Source organism: Lelliottia sp. SL45 (assembly GCF_026672535.1).
GTDB lineage: Bacteria > Pseudomonadota > Gammaproteobacteria > Enterobacterales > Enterobacteriaceae > Enterobacter > Enterobacter nimipressuralis.
In genome coordinates this window covers 510,507-522,386 of sequence record NZ_JAPPRH010000001.1, presented here as the reverse complement: position 1 = coordinate 522,386, position 11,880 = coordinate 510,507, and the positions used below count along the sequence as shown (strand labels likewise).

The window sequence follows — 11,880 nt, the reverse complement described above, 5'->3', positions numbered from 1 at the left end:
ACCAAAGTCTCTGAGTGAACATGCGTAATTCATTACGAAGTTTAATTCACGAGCATCAAACTTAAATTGAAGAGTTTGATCATGGCTCAGATTGAACGCTGGCGGCAGGCCTAACACATGCAAGTCGAGCGGTAGCACAGAGAGCTTGCTCTCGGGTGACGAGCGGCGGACGGGTGAGTAATGTCTGGGAAACTGCCTGATGGAGGGGGATAACTACTGGAAACGGTAGCTAATACCGCATAACGTCGCAAGACCAAAGAGGGGGACCTTCGGGCCTCTTGCCATCAGATGTGCCCAGATGGGATTAGCTAGTAGGTGGGGTAACGGCTCACCTAGGCGACGATCCCTAGCTGGTCTGAGAGGATGACCAGCCACACTGGAACTGAGACACGGTCCAGACTCCTACGGGAGGCAGCAGTGGGGAATATTGCACAATGGGCGCAAGCCTGATGCAGCCATGCCGCGTGTATGAAGAAGGCCTTCGGGTTGTAAAGTACTTTCAGCGAGGAGGAAGGCATTGTGGTTAATAACCACAGTGATTGACGTTACTCGCAGAAGAAGCACCGGCTAACTCCGTGCCAGCAGCCGCGGTAATACGGAGGGTGCAAGCGTTAATCGGAATTACTGGGCGTAAAGCGCACGCAGGCGGTCTGTCAAGTCGGATGTGAAATCCCCGGGCTCAACCTGGGAACTGCATTCGAAACTGGCAGGCTAGAGTCTTGTAGAGGGGGGTAGAATTCCAGGTGTAGCGGTGAAATGCGTAGAGATCTGGAGGAATACCGGTGGCGAAGGCGGCCCCCTGGACAAAGACTGACGCTCAGGTGCGAAAGCGTGGGGAGCAAACAGGATTAGATACCCTGGTAGTCCACGCCGTAAACGATGTCGACTTGGAGGTTGTTCCCTTGAGGAGTGGCTTCCGGAGCTAACGCGTTAAGTCGACCGCCTGGGGAGTACGGCCGCAAGGTTAAAACTCAAATGAATTGACGGGGGCCCGCACAAGCGGTGGAGCATGTGGTTTAATTCGATGCAACGCGAAGAACCTTACCTACTCTTGACATCCAGAGAACTTAGCAGAGATGCTTTGGTGCCTTCGGGAACTCTGAGACAGGTGCTGCATGGCTGTCGTCAGCTCGTGTTGTGAAATGTTGGGTTAAGTCCCGCAACGAGCGCAACCCTTATCCTTTGTTGCCAGCGGTTCGGCCGGGAACTCAAAGGAGACTGCCAGTGATAAACTGGAGGAAGGTGGGGATGACGTCAAGTCATCATGGCCCTTACGAGTAGGGCTACACACGTGCTACAATGGCGTATACAAAGAGAAGCGACCTCGCGAGAGCAAGCGGACCTCATAAAGTACGTCGTAGTCCGGATTGGAGTCTGCAACTCGACTCCATGAAGTCGGAATCGCTAGTAATCGTAGATCAGAATGCTACGGTGAATACGTTCCCGGGCCTTGTACACACCGCCCGTCACACCATGGGAGTGGGTTGCAAAAGAAGTAGGTAGCTTAACCTTCGGGAGGGCGCTTACCACTTTGTGATTCATGACTGGGGTGAAGTCGTAACAAGGTAACCGTAGGGGAACCTGCGGTTGGATCACCTCCTTACCTGAAAGAACCTGCCTTTGTAGTGTCCACACAGATTGTCTGATGAAAAATAAGCAGTAAAAAATCTCTGCAGGCTTGTAGCTCAGGTGGTTAGAGCGCACCCCTGATAAGGGTGAGGTCGGTGGTTCAAGTCCACTCAGGCCTACCAAATTTATCCTGATACTGCGTTGTGAAACGGCTCGCATACTTCAGTATGCTTCGTCCTTCCACGCCTTGTCTCAGTCTAAATTACCGGTAATGAGATTTAGCATTTGTGATGGGGTTATAGCTCAGCTGGGAGAGCGCCTGCCTTGCACGCAGGAGGTCTGCGGTTCGATCCCGCATAGCTCCACCATCCTTTTACTGCGAACAACAAGAAAACTTCAGAGTGTACCTGAAAAGGTTCACTGCGAAGTTTTGCTCTTTAAAAATCTGGATCAAGCTGAAAATTGAAACGACACGCTGCGTCTGTTCTCCGTAATAAGAACAGAATGACGGTGTGTTCGAGTCTCTCAAATTTTCGCGACACGATGATGTTTTACGAAACATCTTCGGGTTGTGAGGTTAAGCGACTAAGCGTACACGGTGGATGCCCTGGCAGTCAGAGGCGATGAAGGGCGTGCTAATCTGCGATAAGCGTCGGCGAGGTGATATGAACCTTTGACCCGGCGATACCCGAATGGGGAAACCCAGTGTGTTCCGACACACTATCATGTCATGAATACATAGTGGCATGAGGCGAACCGGGGGAACTGAAACATCTAAGTACCCCGAGGAAAAGAAATCAACCGAGATTCCCCCAGTAGCGGCGAGCGAACGGGGAGGAGCCCAGAGTCTGAATCAGCGCGTGTGTTAGTGGAAGCGTCTGGAAAGTCGCACGATACAGGGTGAAAGTCCCGTACACAAAAATGCACACGCTGTGAACTCGAAGAGTAGGGCGGGACACGTGGTATCCTGTCTGAATATGGGGGGACCATCCTCCAAGGCTAAATACTCCTGACTGACCGATAGTGAACCAGTACCGTGAGGGAAAGGCGAAAAGAACCCCGGCGAGGGGAGTGAAAAAGAACCTGAAACCGTGTACGTACAAGCAGTGGGAGCCTCTTTTATGGGGTGACTGCGTACCTTTTGTATAATGGGTCAGCGACTTATATTCTGTAGCAAGGTTAACCGTATAGGGGAGCCGAAGGGAAACCGAGTCTTAACTGGGCGTTAAGTTGCAGGGTATAGACCCGAAACCCGGTGATCTAGCCATGGGCAGGTTGAAGGTTGGGTAACACTAACTGGAGGACCGAACCGACTAATGTTGAAAAATTAGCGGATGACTTGTGGCTGGGGGTGAAAGGCCAATCAAACCGGGAGATAGCTGGTTCTCCCCGAAAGCTATTTAGGTAGCGCCTCGTGAACTCATCTTCGGGGGTAGAGCACTGTTTCGGCTAGGGGGCCATCCCGGCTTACCAACCCGATGCAAACTACGAATACCGAAGAATGTTATCACGGGAGACACACGGCGGGTGCTAACGTCCGTCGTGAAGAGGGAAACAACCCAGACCGCCAGCTAAGGTCCCAAAGTCATGGTTAAGTGGGAAACGATGTGGGAAGGCACAGACAGCCAGGATGTTGGCTTAGAAGCAGCCATCATTTAAAGAAAGCGTAATAGCTCACTGGTCGAGTCGGCCTGCGCGGAAGATGTAACGGGGCTAAACCATGCACCGAAGCTGCGGCAGCGACGCTTATGCGTTGTTGGGTAGGGGAGCGTTCTGTAAGCCGTTGAAGGTGTGCTGTGAGGCATGCTGGAGGTATCAGAAGTGCGAATGCTGACATAAGTAACGATAAAGCGGGTGAAAAGCCCGCTCGCCGGAAGACCAAGGGTTCCTGTCCAACGTTAATCGGGGCAGGGTGAGTCGACCCCTAAGGCGAGGCCGAAAGGCGTAGTCGATGGGAAACAGGTTAATATTCCTGTACTTGGTGTTACTGCGAAGGGGGGACGGAGAAGGCTATGTTAGCCGGGCGACGGTTGTCCCGGTTTAAGCATGTAGGCGGAGGTTCCAGGTAAATCCGGTACCTTTTTAACGCTGAGGTGTGATGACGAGGCACTACGGTGCTGAAGTAACAAATGCCCTGCTTCCAGGAAAAGCCTCTAAGCATCAGGTAACATCAAATCGTACCCCAAACCGACACAGGTGGTCAGGTAGAGAATACCAAGGCGCTTGAGAGAACTCGGGTGAAGGAACTAGGCAAAATGGTGCCGTAACTTCGGGAGAAGGCACGCTGGTGTGTAGGTGAAGTCCCTGCGGACGGAGCTGAAACCAGTCGAAGATACCAGCTGGCTGCAACTGTTTATTAAAAACACAGCACTGTGCAAACACGAAAGTGGACGTATACGGTGTGACGCCTGCCCGGTGCCGGAAGGTTAATTGATGGGGTTAGCGGCAACGCGAAGCTCTTGATCGAAGCCCCGGTAAACGGCGGCCGTAACTATAACGGTCCTAAGGTAGCGAAATTCCTTGTCGGGTAAGTTCCGACCTGCACGAATGGCGTAATGATGGCCAGGCTGTCTCCACCCGAGACTCAGTGAAATTGAACTCGCTGTGAAGATGCAGTGTACCCGCGGCAAGACGGAAAGACCCCGTGAACCTTTACTATAGCTTGACACTGAACACTGGTCCTTGATGTGTAGGATAGGTGGGAGGCTTTGAAGCGTGGACGCCAGTCTGCGTGGAGCCAACCTTGAAATACCACCCTTTAATGGCTGGTGTTCTAACGTAGACCCGTAATCCGGGTTGCGGACAGTGTCTGGTGGGTAGTTTGACTGGGGCGGTCTCCTCCTAAAGAGTAACGGAGGAGCACGAAGGTTAGCTAATCCTGGTCGGACATCAGGAGGTTAGTGCAATGGCATAAGCTAGCTTGACTGCGAGAGTGACGGCTCGAGCAGGTGCGAAAGCAGGTCATAGTGATCCGGTGGTTCTGAATGGAAGGGCCATCGCTCAACGGATAAAAGGTACTCCGGGGATAACAGGCTGATACCGCCCAAGAGTTCATATCGACGGCGGTGTTTGGCACCTCGATGTCGGCTCATCACATCCTGGGGCTGAAGTAGGTCCCAAGGGTACGGCTGTTCGCCGTTTAAAGTGGTACGCGAGCTGGGTTTAGAACGTCGTGAGACAGTTCGGTCCCTATCTGCCGTGGGCGCTGGAGAATTGAGGGGGGCTGCTCCTAGTACGAGAGGACCGGAGTGGACGCATCACTGGTGTTCGGGTTGTCATGCCAATGGCATTGCCCGGTAGCTAAATGCGGAAAAGATAAGTGCTGAAAGCATCTAAGCACGAAACTTGCCCCGAGATGAGTTCTCCCTGACCCTTTAAGGGTCCTGAAGGAACGTTGAAGACTACGACGTTGATAGGCTGGGTGTGTAAGTGCAGCGATGTATTGAGCTAACCAGTACTAATGAACCGTGAGGCTTAACCTTACAACGCCGAAGATGTTTTGGCGAAGCAGAGACAGTCGATTTTCAGCTGATACAGATTAATTGATGCGCAGAGATGCGTGTTGATACAGAATTTGCCTGGCGGCTTTAGCGCGGTGGTCCCACCTGATCCCATGCCGAACTCAGAAGTGAAACGCCGTAGCGCCGATGGTAGTGTGGGGTCTCCCCATGTGAGAGTAGGGAACTGCCAGGCATCAAATTAAGTAGTAAACCGGTGCATCAATCCGGTGGTTACAGAAGTCTTCGGTGGAGCGGTAGTTCAGTCGGTTAGAATACCTGCCTGTCACGCAGGGGGTCGCGGGTTCGAGTCCCGTCCGTTCCGCCACTTATTAAGATATTAAGCCTGCTTAAGTAGCAGGCTTAATAGCAAGAAGATTTAGGGGCGTAGCTCAGTTGGTAGAGCACCGGTCTCCAAAACCGGGTGTCGCGAGTTCGAGTCTCTCCGCCCCTGCCATATATAATCCTTTGCTTCGGCAAAGGATTTTTTTTGCGTTGAATACCTCAAAAACCCTGTCTTTCTTGCGTCCCTGCAAGACTCTAAAACTAATCCATTACGTTGATTTTCAATAGATCTTTAATTTGGACATGCTTGTCGCTGTTCTGAAGCCAGATCGCATAGAGTGGCCGGACAAGCGTTGTAGAATCAGAGACAGTATGCAGTCCGGGTTTGTCATCCGCCCAACGAGTGGGTAACCAGGTGCAACCATTGAGATGGGCTAATTGCTGACAGGCGATCTCTGCAGAGCTGGTCGTCAGTGAAGGGACATCATCCGCAGCGATCAAACCCACTTCATGCTGCTGGAAATCGGGGCCCCATTCCAGACGTAAATAGCTGAGATCCGCTTTCATCATCGAAGGCTGAGAAGCATAGAGTGCCAGGTTAAATTGTCCCAGGATCTGGCTGCTAAATTCATCCATTTTGGGGGCTTCAGTCGTGATCAGCAGATCTAACTGCCGCTCATGTAACTGCTTCACCAGCGATTGCCGCTGTGCAATTCGGGCTTCAAATTGCAGGTTGTTGTGCGACTTATACAATCGTGTAAGCCATTGACTCAGCATGCATTCCCACAGGGATGCACTCGCCCCGATAGAAAACTCGTTGTATCTGGAAGTATGTGCCACCTCCTTTCGCGCCGCCTGCCAGGTATTCATCAGTGTCTCAGCGTAGGGCAAGAGCTTCTCACCAGCCGCCGTTAAGCGAATATTGTTGCGATGGCGGGTAAAAAGATTCACACCGAGTTGATTTTCCAGCTGACGAATACGAAAACTCACCGCTGACTGTGTCAGGTAGAGTGCTTCCGCCGCTCGCCCAAAGTGACGCGTTCTGCTCACTTCGAGGAAAGTTTTTAGCAATTCCGTATCCACATCTTTCTCCGCAAAATTATTTGTCGTGATGATTTAAATGTTTTGTTTGACGCTCTGTCAAGCGTAACTAATACTCCGCGCCATAAATAGCTCGGCCAAAGAATTAGGAGCGTGTAGGATGGCGGAAAGCTTTACGACAACTAATCGTTTTTTCGACAATAAAAATTATCCGCGCGGGTTCTCTCGTCATGGCGATTTCACCATCAAAGAGGCGCAACTGCTTGAGCGCCATGGTTATGCCTTTAACGAGCTGGATCTGGGGAAACGTGAGCCTGCAACTGAAGACGAAAAACTGTTTGTTGCCGTTTGCCGTGGTGAGCGTGAGCCAGAATCTGAAGCAGAACGCGTATGGATCAAATACATGGCTCGCATTAAGCGACCAAAGCGTTTCCATACTCTCTCCGGCGGTAAGCCGCAGATGGAAGGTGCAGAAGACTACACCGAATCTGACGATTGATATGATGTGAAAAGGGGCTGCGGCCCCTTTTTTACGCCAGCATCTTTTGCAGGTGCAGCAGCAAAAGGTCTATTGCGCGATAACTTAGTGCTTCCTGCAGATGCTGCCGCGCGATATCACCACTCTTCTCCAAATCAGCGATAGTACGCGCCACCTTCAACAGGCGTTGCCATGCTCGTACTGAGAGGCCAAATCGTGTCAGCGTCTCTTCCAGCCAGCGTGAGTCAACTTCTGACAGACAACAAAACTGACGGATCTCTGCGTTATCGAGACGCGCATTGAGCTTGTTCTGACGTAAATACTGCCGTTCCTGGGCACGAATCACGCGTTCCCGTACGGTGCTGCTGTTCTCCCCTGTGTTATTCATCTGGCTAAGCACTCCCGGTGGCGGCAGTGGGATTTCGAGCGAGAGATCGAAGCGGTCGAGGAACGGGCCTGACAGTCGTCCCAGATAGCGAAGTGTCTGCTCAGGTGTACTCCGGTTGTGGTTGCCCTGGTAATGGCCTGATGGACTGGGATTCATGGCAGCAATGAGTTGGAACTGCGCCGGATAGCTGATCTTGGCTCGGGTACGGGAGATATGAATCTGCCCGGACTCGATCGGTTCGCGTAGGGCATCCAGAACACGTCTTTCGAATTCAGGTAATTCATCCAGAAACAGAATACCGTGGTGCGCGAGGGAAATTTCACCGGGTATTGGGATCGAACCGCCGCCAACCATCGCCGTGAGTGAAGCGCTGTGATGTGGGGACCGAAACGGCCTTCTGCGCCAGTGCTTCTGTAGGGATGTGGAATTCGTCAGACTAATGATTGCTGCGCTCTCCAGAGCCTCATGGTTGCTCAGCGGGGGCAACAAACCGTTAAGCCTACTGGCAAGCATAGTTTTCCCTGTGCCTGGCGGCCCAATCAGCAGCAGGTTGTGGCCGCCTGCCGCAGTGATTTCCAGCGCGCGCTTGCCCTGCTCCTGACCGATGATGTCGCTAAGATCCTCCAGATGTTCCGGCACACCGATACGATTTTCTTCAGGTTCTGCCAACTCATGACGCCCCTCCAGAAATGCACACACCTCCTGTAAATGTCCGGCAATCAGGCACCCCTTTTCCTCAATGAGGCTGACTTCTGATGCGTTCTCAGTAGCCACGATGATATGTCTACCGGCCTGTAACGCGGCTAACGCTCCCGAGATTGCGCCTGGAACGCCTCTTAACGCGCCTGTAAGCGCCAGTTCGCCCACAAACTCATACCGATTCAAATGGGGAGCGTTAAGCTGCTCAGAGGCGGAGAGAAGCGCTATGGCGATAGGTAAATCATATCGCCCGCCTTCTTTTGGGAGGTCGGCAGGGGCCAGGTTGATGGTTATCTTCTTGGCCGGAAAGGTATAACCGCTATTGATGATAGCGCTGCGAACGCGATCCCGGGCCTCTTTCACGGTGGTTTCCGGGAGTCCGACGAGGGTTAAGCCGGGGAGTCCATTGCTCAGATGAACTTCCACAGAAATAAGCGGCGCCTGTACGCCTAACGCTGCGCGAGTATAAACGACTGACAGTGACATAGGTGTCTCCTTTGCCAGTCACTATGCCAGCGTATTTTGTGGATTTTTAGCGTCAATTGCAGACATTACAAGGCGTGTTCATGCTTTTTAATGAAACAAAGTCACACTTGCTTTATGACGGAAGAGCGATCGCAAATGCGCAAAAATCGACGTTTTCTCTGTTGGAGACACTATTAAAAAATGAAAAATATTCATTTTCTATTTTCCTTATATAAAACAAACATTTTTTGCGAAAGTATTCGCTGGCTAAGCAATCGCGTCATAAATATTTCTTGTGTTTAATTCAATGTCTGTGATACCTCTTTAGGTATTCCTTCGAACAAGATGCCAAAAGAACTCAAAATGACAGCCCTTCTACTAGTGATTAGCCTGGTCGTGATTAGCGTGGTGGTGATTATTATCCCACCGTGCGGGGCTGCACTTGGACGAGGAAAGGCTTAAAAATCAAGCCTTAACGAACTAAGACCCCCGCACCGAAAGGTCCGGGGGTTTTTTTATGACCTAAAAACTTAAATGAGGAGCAGATAATGACAACTAGCACAAAATTCTGTTTCTCCAGATTTATGACGGGGAACTCACTATGAACGGGGCACAATGGGTAGTACATGCGTTGCAAGCGCAAGGAGTCGAGACGGTCTTCGGTTATCCGGGTGGCGCAATTATGCCGATTTACGATGCACTGTATGACGGCGGCGTGGAGCACCTGTTGTGCCGACACGAGCAGGGCGCGGCGATGGCGGCGATTGGTTTCGCCCGCGCGACCGGTAAAACGGGCGTTTGTATGGCCACTTCAGGACCGGGTGCGACCAACCTGATCACTGGCCTTGCCGATGCGCTGCTCGATTCCGTTCCCGTCGTCGCCATTACCGGGCAGGTTGCCTCACCGTTTATTGGTACCGATGCGTTTCAGGAAGTGGACGTTCTCGGTTTGTCCCTGGCCTGCACCAAGCACAGCTTCCTGGTGCAGTCGCTGGAAGAGCTGCCGCGCGTCATGGCAGAGGCCTTCCAGGTGGCAAATTCAGGCCGTCCTGGTCCCGTTCTGATTGATATTCCCAAAGATATTCAGGTGGCAGTCGGCGATTTAGAACCGCACTTCTCCACCGTCGAAAATGATGACTTTTTCCCGCAGGTGGAAGTTGAACTGGCTCGCCAGATGCTGGCCCAGGCGCAGCAGCCGATGCTGTATGTGGGGGGCGGAGTGGGGATGGCACAAGCGGTTCCCGCGCTGCGCGAGTTTATCGCTGCAACGCAAATCCCTGCGACCTGCACTCTGAAAGGACTGGGTGCTGTTGAAGCGGATTACCCGTATTACCTCGGCATGCTGGGGATGCATGGCACCAAGGCCGCAAACCTAGCAGTGCAAGAATGCGACCTGCTGATTGCCGTTGGCGCGCGTTTCGACGACCGAGTGACCGGTAAGCTGAACACCTTCGCCCCGAATGCCAAAGTGATCCATATGGATATCGATCCGGCCGAAATGAATAAACTGCGCCAGGCGCACGTGGCGTTGCAGGGCGATCTGAACGCACTGTTACCGGCGTTGCAGCAGCCGTTGTCCATCAATGAATGGCGTCAGCACACGGCGCAGATGCGCGTGGAAAATAGCTGGCGTTACGATCATCCTGGTGAGGCAATTTATGCTCCGCTGCTGTTAAAACAGCTGTCGGATCGCAAACCAACTGACTGCGTCGTTACCACCGATGTCGGCCAGCACCAGATGTGGTCTGCCCAGCATATGACCTACACCCGCCCGGAAAATTTCATCACCTCCAGCGGATTAGGCACTATGGGCTTCGGCCTGCCAGCAGCCGTCGGCGCTCAGGTTGCGCGCCCAAATGACACGGTCATCTGCGTTTCGGGGGATGGATCGTTCATGATGAACGTGCAGGAGCTGGGCACGGTCAAACGCAAACAGCTGCCGCTGAAAATCCTGTTACTGGACAACCAGCGTTTAGGCATGGTTCGCCAGTGGCAGCAGCTCTTTTTCCAGGAGCGCTACAGCGAAACAACCCTCACTGATAATCCTGATTTCCTCGTGCTGGCCAGCGCCTTCGGTATCCCTGGCCAACACATCACCCGTAAAGACCAGGTTGAAGCGGCACTCGACACCATGCTGTCCAGCGAAGGGCCATACCTGCTTCATGTCTCAATCGACGAACTTGAGAATGTCTGGCCGTTGGTGCCACCTGGCGCCAGTAACGCACAAATGATGGAGAACTTATCATGATGCAACATCAGGTCGCCGTTCAGGCCCGCTTCAATCCAGAAACATTAGAGCGCGTATTGCGCGTCGTTCGCCACCGTGGTTTTCAGATCTGCGCCATGAATATGGAAACCGCCACCGATGCCCAGAACATAAATATCGAATTGACCGTTGCCAGTCCACGGTCGGTCGACTTACTGTTTAGCCAGTTAAGTAAACTGGTAGATGTTGCCCATGTGGCCATCTGCCAGAGCACAACCACATCACAACAAATCCGCGCTTAAGCGTGACAGGAAGAAAACATGACGACGAAGAAAGCTGATTACATTTGGTTCAATGGTGAGATGGTTCGTTGGGAAGATGCCACGGTACACGTGATGTCTCACGCCCTGCACTACGGTACCTCTGTGTTTGAAGGTGTCCGTTGCTACGACTCTCACAAAGGACCAGTGGTGTTCCGCCATCGCGAACACATGCAGCGTCTGCATGACTCAGCCAAAATTTATCGTTTCCCGGTCTCTCAGAGCGTTGATGAGCTGATGGAAGCGTGCCGCGAAGTGCTCCGCAAAAACAATCTGACCAGCGCCTATATTCGCCCGCTGGTCTTCGTGGGAGATGTGGGCATGGGCGTTAACCCGCCAGCCGGTTACTCCACTGACGTCATCATTGCCGCGTTCCCGTGGGGAGCTTATCTGGGTGCAGAAGCTCTGGAGCAGGGGATCGACGCAATGGTTTCCTCCTGGAATCGCGTCGCGCCAAACACTATCCCAACGGCCGCGAAAGCGGGCGGTAACTACCTCTCTTCCCTGCTGGTCGGCAGCGAAGCGCGCCGCCACGGTTATCAGGAAGGTATCGCTCTGGACGTGAACGGCTACATCTCAGAAGGCGCCGGTGAAAACCTGTTTGAAGTGAAAGACGGCATTCTGTTCACCCCGCCATTCACCTCCTCAGCACTGCCGGGCATCACTCGTGATGCGATCATCAAGCTGGCGAAAGATTTGGGTATCGAAGTCCGTGAACAGGTTCTGTCCCGCGAATCCCTGTACCTGGCAGATGAAGTGTTTATGTCCGGTACCGCGGCTGAAATCACCCCGGTTCGCAGCGTGGACGGCATCCAGGTCGGCGAAGGCCGTCGTGGCCCGGTCACCAAACGTATTCAGGATGCATTCTTTGGCCTCTTCACCGGTGAAACGGAAGATAAATGGGGCTGGTTGGATCAAGTTAATTCATAAGC

8 protein-coding genes, 4 tRNA genes and 3 rRNA genes are annotated in these 11,880 nt (G+C 52.7%); 13 read left to right on the top strand and 2 right to left on the bottom strand.

Translation table 11 applies throughout. From position 1 onward, the window contains the following. Positions 1–63: 63 nt before the first annotated feature. From OVA10_RS02580 to OVA10_RS02550, 7 genes are all read left to right on the top strand, one after another. Positions 64–1,603: ribosomal RNA gene (locus OVA10_RS02580) — 16S ribosomal RNA — on the top strand. Between the two features lie 71 nt (positions 1,604–1,674). Then, a tRNA-Ile gene (locus OVA10_RS02575) sits at positions 1,675–1,751 on the top strand. A 110-nt stretch (positions 1,752–1,861) separates the two neighbouring features. Continuing rightward, positions 1,862–1,937: transfer RNA gene (locus tag OVA10_RS02570), tRNA-Ala, on the top strand. A 207-nt stretch (positions 1,938–2,144) separates the two neighbouring features. Further along, positions 2,145–5,051, top strand: a 23S ribosomal RNA gene (locus OVA10_RS02565). Positions 5,052–5,146: 95 nt separating this feature from the next. Continuing rightward, positions 5,147–5,262: ribosomal RNA gene (gene rrf, locus OVA10_RS02560) — 5S ribosomal RNA — on the top strand. The 16S, 23S and 5S rRNA genes sit together here with 4 tRNA genes alongside, the layout of an rRNA operon. A 55-nt stretch (positions 5,263–5,317) precedes the next feature. Next, positions 5,318–5,394, top strand: a tRNA-Asp gene (locus OVA10_RS02555). Between the two features lie 53 nt (positions 5,395–5,447). Further along, positions 5,448–5,523, top strand: a tRNA-Trp gene (locus OVA10_RS02550). A gap of 89 nt (positions 5,524–5,612) precedes the next feature. Here the strand turns inward: OVA10_RS02550 and hdfR are convergent. Beyond that, positions 5,613–6,434 (bottom strand): HTH-type transcriptional regulator HdfR, encoded by an 822-nt coding sequence (hdfR, locus tag OVA10_RS02545; protein ID WP_268195147.1) that lies wholly within the window; start codon positions 6,432–6,434, stop codon positions 5,613–5,615. Positions 6,435–6,552: 118 nt separating this feature from the next. On the opposite strand from hdfR, the gene OVA10_RS02540 reads away from it, so the two are divergent. Further along, entirely contained in the window at positions 6,553–6,891 is a 339-nt protein-coding gene (locus OVA10_RS02540) for a DUF413 domain-containing protein (protein WP_100778408.1), read from the top strand. A gap of 31 nt (positions 6,892–6,922) precedes the next feature. On the opposite strand, the gene OVA10_RS02535 is transcribed toward OVA10_RS02540, so the two are convergent. Then, the gene (locus tag OVA10_RS02535; RefSeq protein ID WP_268195145.1) at positions 6,923–8,443 is read right to left on the bottom strand and encodes a YifB family Mg chelatase-like AAA ATPase; all 1,521 of its coding nucleotides are present in this window, start codon (positions 8,441–8,443) and stop codon (positions 6,923–6,925) included. Between the two features lie 342 nt (positions 8,444–8,785). On the opposite strand from OVA10_RS02535, the gene ilvL reads away from it, so the two are divergent. From ilvL to ilvE, 5 genes are all read left to right on the top strand, one after another. Then, positions 8,786–8,884 (top strand): ilv operon leader peptide, encoded by a 99-nt coding sequence (ilvL, locus tag OVA10_RS02530; RefSeq protein WP_023620831.1) that lies wholly within the window; start codon positions 8,786–8,788, stop codon positions 8,882–8,884. 86 nt (positions 8,885–8,970) lie between these two features. Beyond that, positions 8,971–9,027 carry a peptide IlvX gene (gene ilvX, locus OVA10_RS02525; RefSeq protein WP_194514210.1) on the top strand — a complete coding sequence of 19 codons (57 nt, stop codon included), beginning with the start codon at positions 8,971–8,973 and terminating at the stop codon, positions 9,025–9,027. Further along, positions 9,024–10,670, top strand: a complete 1,647-nt coding sequence (gene ilvG, locus OVA10_RS02520) for an acetolactate synthase 2 catalytic subunit (RefSeq protein WP_268195142.1) — start codon at positions 9,024–9,026, stop codon at positions 10,668–10,670. The genes ilvX and ilvG overlap by 4 nt, the downstream gene beginning before the upstream one ends. After that, positions 10,667–10,930: an acetolactate synthase 2 small subunit gene (ilvM, locus tag OVA10_RS02515; protein WP_095283916.1), complete on the top strand. Its 264-nt coding sequence runs from the start codon at positions 10,667–10,669 to the stop codon at positions 10,928–10,930. The genes ilvG and ilvM overlap by 4 nt, the downstream gene beginning before the upstream one ends. Positions 10,931–10,948: 18 nt before the next feature. Then, complete coding sequence (gene ilvE / locus OVA10_RS02510) at positions 10,949–11,878, top strand: branched-chain-amino-acid transaminase (protein ID WP_100778411.1); 930 nt, start codon at positions 10,949–10,951, stop codon at positions 11,876–11,878. The last annotated feature ends 2 nt before the right edge of the window (positions 11,879–11,880 follow it).

Coding starts and splice junctions, on each gene's coding strand:
- OVA10_RS02540 (WP_100778408.1), top strand. CDS start 6,553: ATGGCGGAAAGCTTTACGACAACTAATCGTTTTTTCGACAATAAAAAT.
- OVA10_RS02535 (WP_268195145.1), bottom strand. CDS start 8,443: ATGTCACTGTCAGTCGTTTATACTCGCGCAGCGTTAGGCGTACAGGCG.
- ilvL (WP_023620831.1), top strand. CDS start 8,786: ATGACAGCCCTTCTACTAGTGATTAGCCTGGTCGTGATTAGCGTGGTG.
- ilvG (WP_268195142.1), top strand. CDS start 9,024: ATGAACGGGGCACAATGGGTAGTACATGCGTTGCAAGCGCAAGGAGTC.
- ilvM (WP_095283916.1), top strand. CDS start 10,667: ATGATGCAACATCAGGTCGCCGTTCAGGCCCGCTTCAATCCAGAAACA.
- ilvE (WP_100778411.1), top strand. CDS start 10,949: ATGACGACGAAGAAAGCTGATTACATTTGGTTCAATGGTGAGATGGTT.